General features: G+C 64.3%; 17 protein-coding genes. 9 read left to right on the forward strand and 8 right to left on the reverse strand.

All coding sequences use genetic code 11. The features are described from left to right. The first annotated feature begins 9 nt into the window (after positions 1-9). Positions 10-1,134, forward strand: a complete 1,125-nt coding sequence (locus AC24YW_RS23125; RefSeq protein ID WP_487484858.1) for a hypothetical protein — start codon at positions 10-12, stop codon at positions 1,132-1,134. A gap of 64 nt (positions 1,135-1,198) precedes the next feature. Here AC24YW_RS23125 and AC24YW_RS23130 read toward each other — a convergent pair whose 3' ends face one another. Genes AC24YW_RS23130 through AC24YW_RS23140 form a run of 3 tightly spaced genes read right to left on the reverse strand, consistent with a single transcriptional unit; the run spans position 1,199 to position 4,006 of the window. Beyond that, positions 1,199-1,789, reverse strand: a complete 591-nt coding sequence (locus AC24YW_RS23130; RefSeq protein WP_487484859.1) for a Smr/MutS family protein — start codon at positions 1,787-1,789, stop codon at positions 1,199-1,201. Continuing rightward, positions 1,786-3,321: a murein transglycosylase A gene (gene mltA / locus AC24YW_RS23135; protein ID WP_487484860.1), complete on the reverse strand. Its 1,536-nt coding sequence runs from the start codon at positions 3,319-3,321 to the stop codon at positions 1,786-1,788. Before mltA ends, AC24YW_RS23130 begins: the two co-directional genes overlap by 4 nt. After that, complete coding sequence (locus AC24YW_RS23140; RefSeq protein WP_487484861.1) at positions 3,299-4,006, reverse strand: Tim44/TimA family putative adaptor protein; 708 nt, start codon at positions 4,004-4,006, stop codon at positions 3,299-3,301. Before AC24YW_RS23140 ends, mltA begins: the two co-directional genes overlap by 23 nt. A gap of 397 nt (positions 4,007-4,403) precedes the next feature. On the opposite strand from AC24YW_RS23140, the gene secB reads away from it, so the two are divergent. Next, positions 4,404-4,892, forward strand: a complete 489-nt coding sequence (secB, locus tag AC24YW_RS23145; protein WP_487484862.1) for a protein-export chaperone SecB — start codon at positions 4,404-4,406, stop codon at positions 4,890-4,892. Here the strand turns inward: secB and dnaQ are convergent. From dnaQ to AC24YW_RS23165, 4 genes are read right to left on the reverse strand one after another with little or no spacing between them, the layout of a single operon-like run. Then, complete coding sequence (gene dnaQ / locus AC24YW_RS23150) at positions 4,883-5,605, reverse strand: DNA polymerase III subunit epsilon (RefSeq protein ID WP_487484863.1); 723 nt, start codon at positions 5,603-5,605, stop codon at positions 4,883-4,885. The genes secB and dnaQ overlap by 10 nt on opposite strands. Before the next feature lie 29 nt (positions 5,606-5,634). Then, positions 5,635-6,234: a dephospho-CoA kinase gene (gene coaE / locus AC24YW_RS23155; RefSeq protein WP_487484864.1), complete on the reverse strand. Its 600-nt coding sequence runs from the start codon at positions 6,232-6,234 to the stop codon at positions 5,635-5,637. Positions 6,235-6,257: 23 nt separating this feature from the next. Continuing rightward, positions 6,258-6,866, reverse strand: coding sequence for a Maf family nucleotide pyrophosphatase (locus AC24YW_RS23160; protein ID WP_487484865.1), 609 nt, complete (start codon positions 6,864-6,866; stop codon positions 6,258-6,260). A 9-nt stretch (positions 6,867-6,875) separates the two neighbouring features. Beyond that, the gene (locus AC24YW_RS23165) at positions 6,876-7,721 is read right to left on the reverse strand and encodes a pyruvate, water dikinase regulatory protein (protein WP_487484866.1); all 846 of its coding nucleotides are present in this window, start codon (positions 7,719-7,721) and stop codon (positions 6,876-6,878) included. A 460-nt stretch (positions 7,722-8,181) separates the two neighbouring features. On the opposite strand from AC24YW_RS23165, the gene hemJ reads away from it, so the two are divergent. The 7 genes from hemJ to AC24YW_RS23200 all read left to right on the forward strand — a co-directional run bounded on the left by hemJ (position 8,182) and on the right by AC24YW_RS23200 (position 16,810). Continuing rightward, positions 8,182-8,616 (forward strand): protoporphyrinogen oxidase HemJ, encoded by a 435-nt coding sequence (gene hemJ / locus AC24YW_RS23170; RefSeq protein ID WP_275513709.1) that lies wholly within the window; start codon positions 8,182-8,184, stop codon positions 8,614-8,616. Between the two features lie 256 nt (positions 8,617-8,872). Continuing rightward, positions 8,873-10,138: a transcription termination factor Rho gene (rho, locus tag AC24YW_RS23175; protein WP_008133567.1), complete on the forward strand. Its 1,266-nt coding sequence runs from the start codon at positions 8,873-8,875 to the stop codon at positions 10,136-10,138. A gap of 305 nt (positions 10,139-10,443) precedes the next feature. Then, positions 10,444-11,799 carry a tRNA uridine-5-carboxymethylaminomethyl(34) synthesis GTPase MnmE gene (mnmE, locus tag AC24YW_RS23180; protein WP_487484867.1) on the forward strand — a complete coding sequence of 452 codons (1,356 nt, stop codon included), beginning with the start codon at positions 10,444-10,446 and terminating at the stop codon, positions 11,797-11,799. A 418-nt stretch (positions 11,800-12,217) separates the two neighbouring features. Next, positions 12,218-14,098 (forward strand): tRNA uridine-5-carboxymethylaminomethyl(34) synthesis enzyme MnmG, encoded by a 1,881-nt coding sequence (gene mnmG / locus AC24YW_RS23185; RefSeq protein WP_487484868.1) that lies wholly within the window; start codon positions 12,218-12,220, stop codon positions 14,096-14,098. A 122-nt stretch (positions 14,099-14,220) separates the two neighbouring features. Then, positions 14,221-14,892, forward strand: coding sequence for a 16S rRNA (guanine(527)-N(7))-methyltransferase RsmG (gene rsmG, locus AC24YW_RS23190; RefSeq protein WP_487484975.1), 672 nt, complete (start codon positions 14,221-14,223; stop codon positions 14,890-14,892). Between the two features lie 26 nt (positions 14,893-14,918). Beyond that, positions 14,919-15,785, forward strand: coding sequence for a ParA family protein (locus AC24YW_RS23195; protein ID WP_487484869.1), 867 nt, complete (start codon positions 14,919-14,921; stop codon positions 15,783-15,785). A 137-nt stretch (positions 15,786-15,922) separates the two neighbouring features. Continuing rightward, the gene (locus AC24YW_RS23200) at positions 15,923-16,810 is read left to right on the forward strand and encodes a ParB/RepB/Spo0J family partition protein (protein ID WP_036024286.1); all 888 of its coding nucleotides are present in this window, start codon (positions 15,923-15,925) and stop codon (positions 16,808-16,810) included. Between the two features lie 269 nt (positions 16,811-17,079). On the opposite strand, the gene holA is transcribed toward AC24YW_RS23200, so the two are convergent. Next, entirely contained in the window at positions 17,080-18,108 is a 1,029-nt protein-coding gene (holA, locus tag AC24YW_RS23205) for a DNA polymerase III subunit delta (RefSeq protein WP_487484870.1), read from the reverse strand. Positions 18,109-18,164: the final 56 nt, after the last annotated feature.

The raw sequence follows: 18,164 nt of genomic DNA on the forward strand, positions 1-18,164 counted from the left end.
TGATGCGGCGTGACCGTACGCATCCTGCAAAATCCCTGGCGCCTCCTGCTCGCGATCAACGCGGCAATCATCGTCGGCGTGCTCATCCACAAGATCCAGCTGCCGCCTTACGTCCCCTACATCCATCTCCTGGTCGATTATCATTTCGGCTTCATCAAGCGCGCGCTGATCGGAGCGATCGTCGCGCTGTTCACCGACAAGGTGCCGGTGTCGCTGGTATTTGCGCTCGGGGGCGCGACGTGGCTTGCAACGCTGGGCCTCTATGCCAGGCTGTTCCAGAAGACGTTCGGCTTTTCGGCGAGAATGCTGCCGCTGTTCGTCTTCACCGCGGGCTCGCCGTTCTTCCTGAAGAACTTCATGCACACGCTCGGCCATTTCGACATCTATGGCTGCGCGCTGGCGATCATCCTCTTGCTGATGCCGGCGGGCTCGCTGGTCTTCGTGGCGACGGCTGCTTTGTTCTCGAGCATTCTCGTGCTGATCCATCACATTCATCTCCTGATGTATGTGCCGACGATCATCACCATCGTCGTGATCCGGCACTACCTCGCTTGCGGTTGCCATCGCGGCAATGTCGCCTTCGGTGTGATCTCCCTTGCCGTCGTCTCCGCGCTGTTCTTCGCCGCGCAGTTTCTGGGAACGATGCCGATCCCCGAGGCTGACTTCGTCGCCTATCTCAGGAGCCGAATGGTCGATCCTGCGCGCACCGACCTCTTGCAATTCGCCTACATCTGGTACCAGCCGCTGGCGAAGGAGGTTGCGGATACGTGGGGCCGCCTGCCGCACAACATCCTCGGCGTGCCGGTGTTTGCAGCTCTGATCTGGCTGCACACGCCGCTGTGGCGCTTCTTCGCGCGCCTGATCGGTGCGCTCGCCAGCGATCTGCACAAGCGGCTCGTCGTCGCCGCCCTGTTCGGCATCAGCGTCGCCTATCTCGTGATGTTCGCGATGGTGTTCGACTATTCGCGCTGGATCTCCAACTGGGCGGTCTGCCTGTTCCTGATCCTGCATGCGGTGAAGATGCTGCCGGCCAAGCAGGAGGTTGCGCTGATTCCGGCCGAGGATCGGAAGACCAACACCTTCGGTTTGATCCTCACGCTGATCCCACGCGTCGGAATCATCCGGCCGTTTTAGAGCTCTGCTTGCGCGGCATCGGAGGTGCGCTCCCTCTCCCGCAAGCGGGAGAGGTGTAGAACCGCTAACCCCTGGGGCGCCTGATCCGCACATACAACGCACCCTCGCCGCCATGGCCGATCGCGGCTTCCTCGAAGCCGACGACGAAGGCGCGAAATTCGGGCAGGCTCAGCCATTCCGGGACCTGGCGGCGAAGCACGCCGCTTTCGCCGCCGCTGCGGCCCTTGCCGGTGATGACGAGCACGAAGGTGAGGCCGTCCTGATGGGCGCGGTGCAGGAAGCCGGCCAGCGCGCGATGGGCGCGCATCTGGGTCATGCCGTGCAAATCGAGCCGCGCCTCGATCTCGCTGCGGCCGCGCGACAGCTTCGTGCGCTCGCGCTTGCCGAGCGGCGCAAGCGGCGGAATCGCCGGCTTTGCGGCGCGCGGCACCGGTGCAGTGGCAACCGGCCTTGGCGGCGGCGATGGCCTGGTCGGCTGGGCCGCGGGCAACGACTCGGCGCGCGGGGCGGCATGTGCCTTCGCCGCGCGATGCTTTCGCAGCGGCTTGACATGCTTTGCGACGAGATCCCACAGCTCGCGCTCCTCCTCGCTCAGCGCGCGACGGCGCGGCGAGGGGCGAGGCTCCAGCACGGGCGGACGGGACGGCCGTTTCATTGCGGGCGATGAGGACGATTCTTCGCCGGACGGCGCGGCTCAGGGGCAGGCTCTATCGCGGGACGCGGCACCGGCAGCGGAACCGGTCCGGCGACGGCAACCGTTTCGGTCTTGCCTTGCGTTGCCGCGGCGACAGGCGCGCCGGTCCTGGCAGGATTGGTCTGCGGAAACAGCTTTGCGATCTTCTCCGAGGGCCTCGGATCCGGGACCGGCAGCTTCGCGGCGCGCGGGGCGGGATCGAGGCTCTTCGGCACCAGCATCACAAATTGCATGGGGTGGCGCAGCCGCCCGGAGACGCGGCCGGCCTCCGCGCCGGCACCGAAAAACAGGTCGGCGCGCGCAGGACCGATGATGGCCGAGCCGGTATCCTGCGCGATCATCAGCCGGCGAAACGGCGTCCTGGCGCGTTCGGTTTCGATCGGCAGCTCGCCCTCGATGAAGAACGGCGTGCCGTAGACGTGCAGCGATTTGTCGACCGCGATCGAGCGTCCCGCGGTCAAGGGAATGCCTTGCGCGCCGACCGCCTCCTCCTTGTCGGAGAGGTTGACCTCGCGGAAGAAGATGTAGGCGCGGTTCGCGCGGCGCAGCTCCTTGGCGCCGTCGGGGTTCTGCGCCATCCACTCCCTGATCTTCTGCATCGACATCTCCTCTCTCGGGATGATGCCGCGCTCGATCAGGATGCGACCGACCGCCGTGTAGGGATAGCCGTTATAGGCGTCGTAATTGAGCCGAACGGAGCTGCCGTCGTCGAACTTGATCCGCGCCGAGCCCTGGATCTGGGCGAACAACAGATCGGTCGGATCCTTCAGCCACGCGATCTCGAGACCGCGGCCGGCGATCTTGCCGTCCTCGATCTCGCCGCGGTCGTAATAGGGCACCAGCTTGCGGCGGCCGATCTTGCGATAGACCGGGCCCTTGTTGGGCAGGCTGAGCGAATCCTGCTTGTAGCCGCGCACGAACAGGTTCGAGGGACGGCGATAGACCGGCACGTTGTAGACATCGGTCTGCGTGCGCGATCCCTCCAGCACCGGCTCGTAATAGCCTGTGACGAAGCCCTCGGGCTCGCCGAGCCGCGAGATCCGCAGCGGCGTGAAATTCTCCTCGAAGAAGGCTTTCGCTTTGCCGTCGTCGGCGAGATCGAGCGTCTTGGCGACGCGGCAGGGCTCACTCAGCGAGGTGCCCAAAGCTTTGGGCTCGGCCTTGGCTTCGCCGTTCTGCGCATTAATCGGCTTGCAGCTGGCGCGGAAGGTCTTGTACGCCGCGAGATGATTGTCGTCGCCCCACCCCTTCACGTCCGCCCAGGCCACCGGCAGGTATTGCGCGCCGGGAATTTCGAACGGCAGGGACAGCTGCGGATAGGGCAAGGGCCGCGGCGGTGCGGCAGGCATTCGCGGCAGATGATGATGGTGGCTGCGATGGTGACGCCGCGCCGCCTCGGCACCGAGCGAAAACGACGACAGCACGACGGCGCCTGCGCAAAGCGCCGTCGCGCCGTTCTTCAGGAAGATCTTAATTCGCGCTTCCGGTGCCAACCAGCTTCCAGTTCGGATCGCGAGAGGAGATGTCGCGGGCGAAAGTCCAGATATCGGTGATGTCGGCGACCGTGTCGGCGCTGCCGTCGACGATGTTGCCGGCCTTGTCGCGGGTGGCCGAGATCATCTGCGAGACGAAGCGCACGGTGAGCTGCGCACTGCGATCTCGCAGCTCGGCACCGACGAGCTCGGCCTTGTCGATCGACACGAAGCGCGTCTCGGTCTTCTGCTCGTTCTTCTCCCGTTCCTTGATCGCGGCGTCGAAGCTGTCGTAGACGTCCGACGACAACAGATCGCGCAGCGCGCGGCGGTCGCCATTGGCGAAAGCGAGCACGATCATCTCGTAGGCGCCGCGCGCGCCCGAGAGGAAATGGCGCGGGTCGAAGCTGGAATCCTTCTCGACGATGGCGTCGAGACCCTGCGCCAGCGGCGTGCCCGGCTCGGCCAGTCCCTTCCAGCGATCAGCCGGCGCGGTCGGCTCGGCCGTCGGCGCCAGCGGCGCCTGGTCGATCACCTTGCCCGGCATGGTCACGACGTTGTTGTCCTGGGCGCCTCCGAGCGCGTTGCGGGCGGCGGTGCGATCGAACGGCGGCCGCTCGTTCCCCGTGCGCTGACCCAACACGCTACGCAGCCGCAAGAAGATGAAGACGGCCAGCGCCAGGAATATGATGGTGTAGATGTCCACGTCGTATTCGCTTTCTGGTCTTTTCAGGGCTCGTTGCCGGGAAAATCAATCCGGCCAGTAGACCGTTCCTTACGGAAACGGCAAGTCTACATCACCATTTTGGGTCCACGTCAGGTCCGTGGGATGTAGGCACGAATTCTGGCCCGGCCAATGGCGCCTTTTGGCACAGCGCCAAGTGTAGCGCGTTTTATGCTTAAGGGGAAACCCGATCCTGCCTGGAAATGGCGCATCTTCAATCGTTTAAGGCGAAATTTCGCGGAAAAGGCAGGAGGAACGTCCAAAGCGCGATTGCGGCCCGAATTCCCGATCCGGGACCGTTCGTCCTTGTGGAACGAGCCGGCCCTATGTTAGCCAACCGCCGCGAAATTCAGCCCCAATCGGGTAAGGAGACACTTTCATGACCAACGGTAACGGCACCCCTCCCGAGGCGGCCCAGGCTCCCCAGCTCAACGTGCTGGCGCAATACACCAAGGACCTCTCGTTCGAAAATCCCAACGCGCCGAGCTCGCTGCAGCAGCAGAGCCAGCCGCCGCAGATCAACATCCAGATCAACGTCAGCGCCAACAATCTCAGCGAACACGAGTTCGAGGTGACGTTGTCGGTCGATGGCAAGGCCGAAACCGGAGGTAAAGTGATGTTCTCGTTCGAGCTCGCCTATGCCGGCGTGTTCCGGATCGCCAACGTGCCGAAGGAGCAACTGCATCCGGTGGTCATGATCGAGTGCCCGCGGCTGTTGTTCCCGTTCGCGCGCGAGATCATCGCGACGGCGGTGCGCGACGGCGGGTTCCCGCCGCTGATGCTGGACCCGGTCGATTTCGTTGGTCTGTACCGCCAGAACATGGAGCGGCAAATGGCCGCTCAGGGCGGACAGGCCGGTCAGGCCTGAGCCGCCGCCAGCGCGGCTGGAGCGGGCAGATACTCGTTCCAGATCGCCTTGTCGCCGAGCGTTGCGATGAAGGCCCGATGGACCTCGCGCTCAGCCTCGGAAATCCGCGGCGCGAGCGGCACCGGACGTTGCCGCCGCGGCGCATCGCCGGCGCTATTGACCCTGATCTCCTCGGTGTCCGAGGCCAGCAGCAGCTGCGACTGCCGCGCTCCGACCAGATCGACATAGACTTCGGCCAGCAGCTCGGCGTCCAGCAGCGCGCCGTGCTTGGTGCGGTGTGAATTATCGATCGAATAGCGCGAGCAGAGATCGTCGAGCCGGTTGGACACGCCGGGATGCTTGCGACGCGCCAGCAAGAGCGTATCGACCAGGCGCTCGCGCGGGATCGCTGCGCGCTTGATGCGGTCGAGCTCGGCATTGATGAAGCCGATGTCGAACGAGGCGTTGTGGATCACCAGCGGGGCGTCGCCGATGAACGCGAGAAAGTCGTCGGCGACCTCGTGGAACAATGGCTTGGTCGCCAGGAATTCGGACGACAATCCGTGCACCGCAAACGCTTCCGCCGGCATGTCCCGCTCGGGGTTGATATAGACGTGATAGGTCTGTCCGGTCGGCATGCGGTTGAAGATCTCGACGCAGCCGATCTCGACCAACCGATCGCCGCGCAGCGGATCGAGGCCGGTGGTTTCGGTGTCGAGGACGATTTCGCGCATGTCTATTGATTGCCGTGTGAGGCGGCGAATCAGGCCCGCCGCTGCGGCATCTTAACGACCTCGGCCAGGATGTGCGCGATTTGGGCGCGCACCGGGTCAAGTCCATGTGAGGTATCCACCACGAAATCGGCCCGCTTGCGCTTCTCGGCATCCGGCATCTGCTTGGCGATGATGGCATCGAGCTTGGCCTCGTCCATCGTGCCGCGCGCCAGCACCCGCTGGCGCTGCAGCTCCGGCGAGGTGGAGACCACCACCACGGCATCGACCCGCTTTTCGCCGCCGGTCTCGAACAGGAGCGGAATGTCCAGCACCACGACTGGCGCCTTGGCGGACTCGGCGTCGGCAAAGAATTTCTGCCGGGAAGCGCCGAGCATGGGATGAACGATCTGCTCGAGCTGCTTGATGGCGGCGGGATCGTGCACGACGCGCGCCGACAGTTTTTGCCGGTCGACCTTGCCGCTCGCGGTGGTCCCGGGGAAGGCGGCCTCGATCGCAGGGGCAGCCTCGCCCTCATAGAGCTGATGCACGGCGGCATCGGCGTCGTAGACGGGAACGCCGGCCTCCGCGAACAATTTCGCCGTGGTGGATTTGCCCATTCCGATCGAGCCGGTCAGTCCGAGAATCCGCATCAGCACCCAACCTTCATTCGCGTCTACACCGCAATTAGCTGCTCGCTGCGCAGATACGCAAATAGCGGCAGCAGCGGCAGGCCGAGAATGGTGAAATGGTCGCCCTCGATGCGCTCGAACAGATGGATGCCGAGGCCCTCGAGCTGATAGGCGCCGACGCTTCTGGTCACGGCATCGCCCGCGGCGTCGAGATAGGCCGAAAGCTCGGCTTCGCTCATGTTCCGCATGGTCATGCACGCCAGGGAAACGTCCTCGAAGAGAATCCTGCCATCCTGCGCCACGGCGAGGGCGGAATTCAGCTCGTGCGTCTGACCGGCGAGATCGCGCAATTGCGCCAGCGCCTGGGCGCGGCCCGCCGGCTTGTTGAAAAGACGGCTCCCGAGCGCCAGCGTCTGGTCGGCGCCGATCACATAATGTCCGGGATAACAGGCAGAAACAGCCTTGGCCTTTTCTCGGGCCAGGAGCAGGGCGATCTCGCGCGGGTTGGAGAGCTTTGACGCGGCCTGGATGCTGCGCTCGTCGATATCAGCGGCGACAGCCTCGAATGCGAGCCCGGCATTGGCCAGCAGCATTTTGCGCGCGCTGCTTTGCGAGGCCAGGATCAGAGGACTTTTGCCGCGCCACAGGCTCATCGGCGACACTTACTGGGACGGCCGGTTGCGCTGGCGATCGCTATAGAGCTTCATGATCGCCGCCGCGGTTTCCTCGATGGAGCGGCGCGTGACGTCCAGCAGCGGCCAGTCATGCTTGGCGCTCAGCTTGCGCGCGAACGCGACCTCCTCGGTGACCGACTGCTTGTCGGTGTAGGTATCGCTGCCGCTGCCGGACTCGGCGCCCATGGACAGCAGGCGGTTCTGCCGGATCTGGATCAGGCGTTCCGGCGTCGCGTGCAGGCTGACCACCAGCGGCCGCGTCAGCGTCTCCAGTTGCGGCGGCACCGGAATGCCCGGCACCAACGGCACGTTGGCGGTACGGATGCCACGGTTGGCGAGATAGATCGATGTCGGCGTCTTCGACGTCCGGGACACACCGACCAGGACCACGTCGGCCTCGTCGAGACCTTCGACGTGCTGACCGTCGTCATGGATCATCGTGTAGTTAAGTGCGTCGATGCGCTTGAAATATTCGGCATTGAGCACGTGCTGGGCGCCGACACGGCCGGTGGTCGCTGCACCCAGATAGGCTTCGAACAGCTGCATCACCGGCCCGATGATCGACAGGCTCGGAACATTGATCTGCTTGCACTTGTCCTCGAGTCTGGCGACCAGATCCTTTTCGAGCAGCGTGAACAGCACGATCCCCGGCGCTTCCTCGATCTCGTCGAGCACGCGGTCGAGCTGCTTCTGGCTGCGCACCAGCGGATAGACGTGCTCGACCGGCGTCACGTTGGCGTATTGGGCCGCGACCGCGCGCGCCACGGTGATGAGCGTCTCACCCGTGGAATCCGAGACCAGGTGGAGATGGAAATAATTGTTCGAGGTCGGCACAAAAACCCTTTGAATTTCGTTGGGGTGGTTTGTGGATTTCTGTGGAGCTTAACCTCTCGGAAAGGGATGCGCGACACCAGGGGCGGGATAAGGCGTGATTTTCTTCACAAAGCTGCCGGTCAGGACAAATCCCGCGGCCCGCCGAGAGGGAAGCGGGATTGCGCGGACAACTCCCTTGATAAGTTGCCGATACAAACGCGCAAGCCTTTGAAGCCGGCTGACTTATCGGAAGTCACCGGATGCTGTCTGGAATATGTGGATGGATGTGAACAAGCGCGCGCGAACACGCGGACGGAATTGCGTGAGTCCAATCCACGGTCACATAGACTCAAACCTTAAGAATCTAAGATTCTAGATTTGAGGAAGGCGCTACCGAGGGATATGTGTGCGGGGTAAGACCTTAACGAGTTCTTACTATCCCCAGCGTTCCCCGAACTGGGCAGCAAGCCGGACCCCCGAAATGTTCGAAGACGTCTACCTCTGGATCAAGGCGCTGCACGTGATCGCCGTCATCTCCTGGATGGCCGGCATGCTCTATCTGCCGCGGCTGTTCGTCTATCACTGCGAGGCCGAAATCGGCTCGAAGCAGTCGGAGACGTTCAAGGTCATGGAACGCCGGCTGCTCAAGGCGATCATCAACCCTGCGATGATGGTCACCTGGCTCGCCGGGCTCTATCTCGCCTGGTCCGGCCATTGGTTCTCATTCGGCTGGCTGCACGTAAAACTGGCACTGGTCCTGGCGCTCTCGGCGGTCCACGGCTTTTTTTCCCGCTGGGTCAAAGATTTCGCCGCTGATCGGCGCCCGCGAAGCCAGAAATTCTATCGCATAATCAACGAGGTGCCGACTGTCCTGATGATTGTCATCGTCATCATGGTGATCGTGAAACCGTTCTAGGCACACCGCGCGGCGATTAGCTCAGCGCTTCGGCTTGCGGAGCGCTGAACGATTTTCTATATTAGCGATATCCCACCCAACGCAGGCGGATGTGGTTGTGTCCGAGCCTTCCAGAGGCCGGACACCGCATCAGGTTTGAAGCCTCACCGGCGCTCACCTTGCCAGACCTGCGGACCTTACCTGCACCTGCTCGCGTCCGCATTTCAGAGCCTCCTCGCACCCCCATCTTTTCAGGTTACCCCACAGGACCACCCCAATGCGGGAAATTAAACTCGAAGACCTCAAGTCCAAAACGCCGGCCGAGCTCGTCTCGTTCGCCGAGGAGAATGGGGTCGAGAACGCCAGCACCATGCGTAAGCAGGAGCTGCTGTTCGCCATCCTCAAGCAGCTCGCCCTCGCCGAGACCGATATTGTCGGGCAGGGTGTCGTCGAGGTTCTCTCCGACGGCTTCGGCTTCCTCCGCTCGCCCGATGCGAATTATCTGCCGGGCCCGGATGACATCTACGTTTCACCGTCGCAGATCCGTCGTTTCGGCCTGCGCACCGGCGACACCATCGAAGGCCATATCCGCAGCCCGAAGGAGGGCGAGCGCTATTTCGCGCTGCTGAAGGTCAACACGCTCAATTTCGAGGATCCGGAAAAGGCCAAGCACAAGGTCAATTTCGACAACCTCACGCCGCTGTTTCCGAATCAGCGTTTCCGCATGGAGATCGACGATCCGACGCGGAAAGACCTGTCTGCACGCGTGATCGACATCGTCGCACCCATCGGCAAGGGCCAGCGCGCCTTGATCGTGGCGCCGCCGCGCACCGGTAAAACCGTGCTGATGCAGAACATCGCGCACTCGATCACGCACAATCACCCCGAATGCTATCTGATCGTGCTCTTGATCGACGAGCGTCCGGAAGAAGTCACGGACATGCAGCGCTCGGTGAAGGGCGAGGTCGTGTCCTCGACCTTCGACGAGCCGGCGGTGCGCCACGTCCAGGTCGCCGAGATGGTGATCGAGAAGGCAAAACGTCTGGTCGAGCACGGCCGCGACGTCGTGATCCTGCTCGATTCGATCACGCGGCTCGGTCGCGCCTACAACACCGTGGTGCCGTCGTCCGGCAAGGTGCTGACCGGCGGTGTCGACGCCAACGCGCTGCAGCGTCCGAAGCGCTTCTTCGGCGCGGCCCGCAACATCGAGGAGGGCGGCTCGCTGACGATCATCGCGACCGCGCTGGTCGATACCGGCAGCCGCATGGACGAAGTCATCTTCGAAGAGTTCAAGGGCACCGGTAACTCCGAGCTGATCCTGGACCGCAAGGTCTCGGACAAGCGCACCTTCCCGGCGATCGATATCTCCCGCTCCGGCACCCGCAAGGAAGAGCTCATCACCGATCCGCAGGTGCTCAAGAAGATGTACGTGCTCCGCCGCATCCTCAATCCGATGGGGACGATGGACGCCATCGACTTCCTGCTCGACAAGCTGCGCTCCACCAAGAGCAATTCGGAGTTCTTCGACTCCATGAACACCTGAGTGCGGTGCAACAAAGAATCTAGGGCGCCTTCGAGCGCCCTTTTTGTTGCGGCTTTGCTGCAGGGAACGTGCAGCATGATTAGCTGTCGAATCTCCGATCTTCGTTTCGCCTTAACTCGTTGATATCTAATGTTTATCCTTGAGGTTTAGGCGATCTCTCCCCCTCGTGCTCCGGGAATCTGCAGCAAAACGATCCTATATTGCAGTGCAATATACGGCTGCGGAACTTGGTGCAGCAAAGTACCATTGGCTTGATCGCAGCAATCGGATGTTTGCGTTTTCGGTGGCAGCCGGACAAATAGGCCATGCATCCGCGAGACCAGACCATTTTTGCGCTGTCCTCCGGCCGGGCGCCCAGCGCGATCGCCGTGGTCCGCGTCTCCGGCCCGCAAGCCGGCCTCGTGCTGACGGCGCTTGCGGGCCCGCTGCCGGCGCCGCGACAGGCGAGCCGCCGGCTGCTCCGGGACGGCGCGGGCCAGCCGATCGACGATGCGGTCGTGCTCTGGTTTCCAGGGCCGGCCAGCGCGACCGGTGAGGACATCGCCGAATTTCACGTCCATGGCGGCCGGGCGGTGTTGGCGGCGCTCTTCTCGGCAATTTCCGATATCCCGAATACACGCACAGCCGAGCCCGGCGAGTTCACCCGGCGCGGCTTCGAGAACGGCAAGATCGACCTGACCGAGGCCGAGGGTCTCGACGATCTCATCCACGCCGACACCGACCGTCAGCGCCGCCAGGCGCTGCGCCAATTACAGGGCCTGCTCGGCGACCGCGCGCGCGACTGGCGCGAGCGCATCATCGAAGCCTCGGCCCTGATCGAGGCCGGCATCGATTTTTCCGATGAAGGCGACGTGCCGGCGGAGCTGCGGGCACCGGCGGTGAAAGCGATCGGAGCGCTGCACGACGAAATCACAAAGGTGCTTGCGACACAGGGGCATTCTGAACGCCTGCGCGAGGGCCTCGTGGTGGCCATCGCCGGCGAGCCGAATGTCGGCAAGTCGACGCTGATCAACCAGCTCGCGCGCCGCGAGGTCGCGATCGTCTCGCCGCATGCCGGCACCACGCGAGACGTGATCGAGGTGCAGCTCGATCTCGACGGTTATCCCGTCACGGTGATCGACACCGCCGGCATCCGCGAGACCGACGATCCGGTCGAGCAGGAAGGCGTGCGCCGCGCCCGCGCGCGCGCCGAGGGCGCCGATCTGGTGCTGTGGCTGGTGGAGGGCAGGCAAGCCGTCGATCCGGATACAATGCGCTCGCGCTGGACATCGGCGGACGGTGCTGCTTCGCCGGGCGGCTCAGTTTGGATCGTGCGCAACAAGATCGATCTCGGCGGGGGCGGAGGAGCCAGGCCGAGCGAGTTCGGGATCTCGGCAAGCCGGGGCGACGGCATCCCCGAACTGGTCGAGGCGCTGGTAAAGTTCGCGTCGGGGTTCTTCGGAACCACCGAGGGCGCCATGGTAACCCGGGCCCGCCAGCGCGAATTGTTGAGCCGAGCCTCAGACAGCTTGCGCCGGAGTCTGGACCTTGTAGAACACGGCGAGGAGCTCGCGGCCGAAGAGCTACGGGCCGCCGCCTATGCCCTAGGCCGGCTCTTGGGCCGAGTGGACGTCGAGGACGTCCTCGGAGCGATCTTCCAGAAATTCTGCATCGGAAAGTAGCACTAGTTTTGATTGTAGAACTAGCGCTTGTTCCAGTTCTTCTGTTTCACGTGGAACAGGGGACGCCGGTACCGCGCGGTGTTTCGAAACAGCACCGGGCCGGTGTCGGTCGGCCGCTCCATCTCGGGGCTGCTGCGCTGTGCGCGCAATGACGGAGAATGAGGCGGTTGCCCCCCGTTCGACTGGCAGCTCGGGGTACCAGGCAAGGGCACGTGATAGGGCTTGTGTGCTTCGCCGTCTCGCCGCCGTGAACCCCCTTGTTTCACGTGAAACACCATATGGGTCGAATCGCCTCCTACTGTGCATGGGGTTGTTTTAGCGAAAGTGCTTTCGACCTGGGGCCGCCTGTTTCACGTGAAACACCCGCACCCCGAGTTTCCACTTCCGACCCGTCCGCCTCTGAGCTAGAAGTCCCTCCATGCGAACAGAGCGAGAGAGCTTCGACGTCATCGTCATCGGCGGCGGCCACGCTGGTTGTGAGGCTGCGGCTGCCGCTGCCCGGATGGGTGCGACGACCGCTCTGGTGACGCACCGTTTCTCCACCGTCGGAGCGATGTCCTGCAATCCCGCCATCGGCGGGCTCGGCAAGGGCCATCTGGTGCGCGAGGTCGATGCGCTGGACGGTCTGATGGGCCGTGTGGGGGATGCCGGCGGCATCCAGTTTCGCGTCCTCAATCGCCGGAAAGGTCCTGCGGTCCGTGGTCCGCGGGCCCAAGCCGACCGCAAGCTCTATGCGGCGGCGATGCAGGCGGCGATCCGCCAGACCGAAGGCCTTTCCGTCATCGAGGGTGAGGCAGACGAACTGGTCGTAAGCGATGGCCGGGTGACCGCGCTACGCTTGGCCGATGGCCGGGAACTCCGGGCAGGGGCTGTTGTCGTGACCACCGGCACCTTCCTCCGCGGTCTCATCCATCTCGGCGAGAAGAACTGGCCTGCCGGTCGCGTCGGCGAGGCACCTGCGATGGGCCTTTCCAGCTCCTTCGAGCGCGCCGGCTTCACTCTTGGTCGCCTCAAGACCGGGACGCCCCCGCGCCTTGACGGCACCACGATCGACTGGTCCGCCGTCGAGATGCAGCCCGGCGACGATCCGCCGGAGCCGTTCTCGGTGATGACCGAGCGGATCACGACGCCGCAGATCCAGTGCGGGATCACCCGGACCACGCCGGCCACCCATGAGGTGATCCGGGCCAATGTCCATCGTTCCCCGATGTACTCCGGCCAGATCAGGAGCTCCGGACCGCGCTATTGCCCCTCGATCGAAGACAAGATCGTCCGCTTCGGCGACCGCGACGGCCACCAGATCTTCCTGGAGCCGGAAGGGCTCGACGACACGACGGTCTATCCCAATGGCATCTCGACCTCGCTGCCCGAAGAGGTCCAGCTCGCGATCCTCGCCAGCATCCCCGGCCTGGAGCGGGTGAGGATGGTCCGCCCCGGCTACGCCATCGAATACGACCACATCGATCCTCGCGAACTCGATCCGACCCTCCAGACCAAGCGTCTGCGTGGTCTCTTCCTGGCCGGGCAGATCAACGGCACCACCGGATATGAGGAAGCCGCCGGGCAGGGCATCGTTGCCGGCCTGAACGCGGCGCTCTCGGCCAGCGGCGCCGCGCTGACGGTGTTCGACCGTGCCGATGGCTATCTCGGTGTGATGATCGACGACCTCGTCACCCGCGGGATCAGCGAGCCCTATCGCATGTTCACCTCCAGGGCCGAGTACCGGCTGACCCTGCGGGCCGACAATGCCGACCAGCGTCTGACCGAGAAAGGGGTCGCTCTGGGATGTGTCGGCAGCGCCCGGATCAGGCATCATCGCGCCAAGATGGACGCCCTGAATGCTGCCCGGACGTTGTCGAAGTCCCTGACCATCACCCCGAACGAAGCCATCAAGCACGGGCTGTCGTTGAACCGGGACGGCCAACGCCGCTCGGCCTTCGAGCTGATGGCCTATCCGGAGATCGGCTGGAGCCAGGTCCGTGCGATCTGGCCGGAGCTGTCGGCCATCGATCCCGTCATCGCCACCCATCTCGAGATCGACGCCAAATACGACGTCTACCTGGAGCGCCAGAGCGCCGATGTCGAAGCCTTCCGGCGCGATGAGGGCTTGGTGCTGGCGGATGTCGATTACCAGCTCGTTCCCGGTCTCTCCAATGAAGTGCGCGCCAAGCTGGAGAAGGCACGACCGTTCACCGTCGGCCAGGCCGGCCGGATCGACGGGATGACTCCGGCGGCGCTCGGCATTCTCGCGGCCTATCTCCGCCGTGAGGCACGGAAGACTTCCAAAGCAATCGCATAAGCCAATCATAGGCGTTTCACGTGAAACAGCGCGGATCGGGCGGGGATCGGCCGCCATCGCGACGACCCGGGGCGGGCGAGGGTGCCGGGCGGCGAACTGAACCTGGAGCGGCCGGCCCAAAGATCAGCAAAGCTGAGGCCAACGACAAGGCGCTCGATTCCATCATCGCCGCCGACAAGACCGCCGCCCTCAAGCTCGCTCCCGTTTCACGTGAAACCGAGGAGCGGCTTGATCGCTACATCGCACTGCTCCGGGAGTGGCAGGCCAAGACCAATCTGATCTCGCCCTCCACCTTGCCGCAGCTCTGGACCCGGCACATCGCCGACTCGCTCCAGCTGATCGATCTCGCACCGGCCGCAAAGCGCTGGGCCGATCTCGGGAGCGGCGGAGGATTTCCGGGCGTCGTGCTCGCCTGCGCCATGGCCGGCACGCCTGGCGCGAGCGTCCATCTCCTCGAGCGAATCGCCAAGAAGGCCGCCTTTTTGCGCGAAGCGATCCGCGTCACCACATCTCCGGGAGTCGTACATCTCGCTGAGATCGGGGATAATGTGGATAGAATCACCGGCCCCGTCGATTGCGTCACCGCGCGTGCGCTGGCTCCGCTACATCAACTCATCGGCTTTGCGGAGCCGCTGATGCGCCAGGGCGCAAAGGCGTTGTTTCTGAAGGGTCAAGATGTAGAGGCTGAATTGACCGAAGCCGCTAAATATTGGAATGTTCGGCCGCAGCTCCACCAAAGCCGCACGGGCGACGGTTGGATTGTGGAGCTCAACGGCGCCGAACGGCGCAGCTGAGGTTGAGGGGCGAGTGGGGAATTACGATGAGCGTGATTGACGAACCGCAGCAAGAACAGACGGCCCCAAAGACCGACGAGGTCCCCCATGGCCATCCCCGCATCCTCGCCTTGGCCAATCAAAAGGGCGGCGTGGGGAAAACAACCACAGCGATCAACCTCGGCACAGCGCTCGCGGCGATCGGCGAGCGCGTCCTGATCGTCGATCTCGATCCCCAGGGCAACGCCTCGACCGGCCTCGGCATCGATCGCCGCAACCGCTCCTGCTCGACCTATGACGTGCTGATCGGCGAAGCCGCCTTGCGCGAGGCGGTGGTCTCGACCGCGGTGCCGCGGCTGCACATCGCACCATCGACCATGGATCTCTCCGGCCTCGAGCTCGAGCTCGGCACCACGCCCGGCCGCGCCTTCAAGCTGCGCGATGCGATCGGCGCGCTCAACAACAACGTTTCGCCGGACGCCGACTACACCTACGTGCTGATCGACTGCCCGCCCTCTCTCAACCTGCTCACGGTCAACGCGATGGCGGCCTCCGATGCGATCCTGGTGCCGCTGCAATGCGAGTTCTTTGCGCTCGAAGGTCTGTCGCAATTGTTGCAGACGGTGGAGCAGGTGCGCTCGACGCTCAATCCGAACCTGTCGATCCACGGCATCGTGCTGACCATGTTTGACTCGCGCAACAACCTCTCCAATCAGGTCGTCGCCGACGTCCGCCAGTTCATGGGCGAGAAGGTCTACAAGACCATGATCCCGCGCAACGTGCGCATCTCGGAAGCGCCGTCCTACGGCAAGCCGGTGCTGGTCTACGACCTCAAATGCGTCGGCAGCGAAGCTTACTTACGCCTCGCCACCGAAGTGATCCAGCGCGAGCGCGAGTTGCGCACGACGCATTAACGCTGCCGTAGAGTGGGCAAAGGCGTCTTCGCCGTGCCCACCGTCTTCCGCACACAATCGGTGGGCACGCTTCGCTTTGCCCACCCTACGATAATTCAGTTCTGGAGTGCTGCACCGTGAATCCAAGGGAGCTGGCGATGGCCGACGAAGCGCGTTCGCGACTGGGCCGGGGTCTTGCAAGTCTGATCGGCGACGTCGGCGGCGAGGCCCAGCATGTCGATCGTCCGCGCGCGCAGCGCAAGGTGCCGATCGAATTCATCAAGGCCAATCCGCGCAACCCCCGCCGCACCTTTTCGGACACCGAGCTGAAGGAGCTCTCGGAGTCCATCAAGCAGCATGGCGTGATCCAGCCGATCGTGGTGCGTCCGGTGAAGGGCGCGCAGGACCGCTTCGAGATCATCGCCGGCGAACGACGCTGGCGCGCCTCGCAGATGGCCGGCCTGCACGAGGTGCCGATCGTGCCGGTCGACATCAGCGACAGCGATGCGCTGGAGTTCGCGATCGTCGAGAACGTGCAGCGCGAGGACCTCAATCCGATGGAAGAGGCGCAGGGCTATCATGCGCTCGCCAACGAGTTCAAACGCAGCCAGGAGGACATCGCCAAGGTCGTCGGCAAGAGCCGCAGCCACGTCGCCAACATGATGCGGCTGACCAAGCTGCCAGCGGAAGTGCAGGCCTTCATCGCGACCGGCGAGCTGACGGCCGGCCACGCCCGCGCGTTGATCGGCGTGCCCGATCCACTCGCCGCCGCCAAGCGCATCGTCGAGGAAGGTCTCAACGTCCGCCAGGCCGAGGCGCTCGCGCATGAAGAGGGCGTGCCGGAGCGCAAGCCGCAGAAGGCGCGCGCCAGCGGGGGCAAGGAGAAGGACCCCGACACGATCGATCTGGAGAAGCGCGTCAGCGACGCGCTTGGCCTCAAGGTCACCGTCAATCACCGCGACCCCGGCGGCTCGGTGCAGATCAACTACCGCAACCTCGATCAGCTCGACGAGGTGATGAAGCGGCTGGCCAAGGGCGCGCTGTAGGTCACCGCTGTCATTCCGGGGCGCGCGCAGCGCGAACCCGGAATCCAGAGGTTGTGGCGCGAGATTCCGGGTTCACGCTGCGCGTGCCCCGGAATGAGACCAGGTGTTTGGCGCTCACTTGCATCTTCCACGTCATTGCGAGCCAGCGGGTCCGCGCACAGCGCGGCCCGATGACAGGCTCCGCGACGCAATCCAGAATCTTTCCGCGGGGAGATTCTGGATTGCTTCGTCGCAAGGGCTCCTCGCAATGACGAGGAGAGAGCCGGGGCCTATCCCCGCCGCTTCGCATTCGCGGCGATCGCCATCAGCGCGCGCTGGGCGATGGCGGCGGCGAGGGTGGCGTGCTTGCGGGTGTCGAGCGCGGCGGTCGCCAACTGCTCGATGATGGCGGCGAGCCGCTCCGGGCTGAAATTGCGCAGCGCGGTTTCGACCGCGGGTTTTCGTGAAAAATGCAGGCGCGGAAAGCCGCCGTCGAGCACGGCGGAGGCAGGCGTGCCGTCGGCAATCGCCAGCGCGGATTTGTGCAGCCAGGCGGCCTGGCGCTGCGCGGCCGAGATGATCACGCCGGGATAGGTCCCGGCGATCATCGCCTTTGCAAACTCGGTCTCGACGATGTCGGGCCGCCCGGCGAAGGCGCCGTCGACGATCGGATCGAGCTTCAGCTCCGAGGCATCGGCGACCACGGCCATGACGTCATCCAGCGTGACCTCGCCCTTGCCGTGGGCGTAGAGCGTCAGCTTGCGCAGCTCGTTGCGCGAGGCCTGGCGGTCGCCGCCGAGGAACGACATCAGCGCCGCGCGGGCATCCTGCGCGATCCGCAAATTCGCGATGCGCAGCTCGTCGTCCATCAGCTTGGCAAGATCGCGCTCGGTGTCGGGATAACAGCCGATCGCCACGGCGGTCTTGGCTTTCTCGCAGGTCTTGCGCAGCGGCGATTCCGGACGGAGCTCGCCGGCCTCGATCACGATGCGGCAATCCTTCACGTTCATCTCGGTCAGCGTCTCGATGCCGGAGGCAAAGCTGCGCGAGCCGGCGCGAACGCGGATGGCGCGGCGGCCGCCGAACAGCGGCACGGTCATGGCTTCGTCGACGAGGCGCGAAGGCTCGGCGGAGAGCTCGTCGCCGTCGAGCTTGACCAGGGAGAACGGATCGTTGGGATCATCGACGCCGGACGCGATCAGCGCGTCAGCGCGCTCGCGTACCAGGCCGGCATCGGGACCGTAGAGCAGGATGATCGGACGGCCCGCATCGGGACGGGCGAGGAAGGCATCGATCTCTTTTCCGCGCAGTGCGACCATCGGGCCTAATTGTCATTCCGGGGCGCGCGTAGCGCGAACCCGGAATCCAGAGATTG

This window comes from Bradyrhizobium sp. USDA3516, from assembly GCF_057651995.1.

What these genes read in the sequence shown, in the direction of transcription:
- mnmE (WP_487484867.1), top strand. Translation starts at nt 10,444, where the DNA reads ATGCATCCGCGAGACCAGACCATTTTTGCGCTGTCCTCCGGCCGGGCG.
- AC24YW_RS23160 (WP_487484865.1), bottom strand. Translation starts at nt 6,866, where the DNA reads ATGAGCCTGTGGCGCGGCAAAAGTCCTCTGATCCTGGCCTCGCAAAGC.
- holA (WP_487484870.1), bottom strand. Translation starts at nt 18,108, where the DNA reads ATGGTCGCACTGCGCGGAAAAGAGATCGATGCCTTCCTCGCCCGTCCC.
- AC24YW_RS23195 (WP_487484869.1), top strand. Translation starts at nt 14,919, where the DNA reads ATGAGCGTGATTGACGAACCGCAGCAAGAACAGACGGCCCCAAAGACC.
- AC24YW_RS23130 (WP_487484859.1), bottom strand. Translation starts at nt 1,789, where the DNA reads ATGAAACGGCCGTCCCGTCCGCCCGTGCTGGAGCCTCGCCCCTCGCCG.
- mnmG (WP_487484868.1), top strand. Translation starts at nt 12,218, where the DNA reads ATGCGAACAGAGCGAGAGAGCTTCGACGTCATCGTCATCGGCGGCGGC.
- secB (WP_487484862.1), top strand. Translation starts at nt 4,404, where the DNA reads ATGACCAACGGTAACGGCACCCCTCCCGAGGCGGCCCAGGCTCCCCAG.
- hemJ (WP_275513709.1), top strand. Translation starts at nt 8,182, where the DNA reads ATGTTCGAAGACGTCTACCTCTGGATCAAGGCGCTGCACGTGATCGCC.
- AC24YW_RS23200 (WP_036024286.1), top strand. Translation starts at nt 15,923, where the DNA reads ATGGCCGACGAAGCGCGTTCGCGACTGGGCCGGGGTCTTGCAAGTCTG.
- coaE (WP_487484864.1), bottom strand. Translation starts at nt 6,234, where the DNA reads ATGCGGATTCTCGGACTGACCGGCTCGATCGGAATGGGCAAATCCACC.
- rho (WP_008133567.1), top strand. Translation starts at nt 8,873, where the DNA reads ATGCGGGAAATTAAACTCGAAGACCTCAAGTCCAAAACGCCGGCCGAG.
- dnaQ (WP_487484863.1), bottom strand. Translation starts at nt 5,605, where the DNA reads ATGCGCGAAATCGTCCTCGACACCGAAACCACCGGCCTCGATCCGCTG.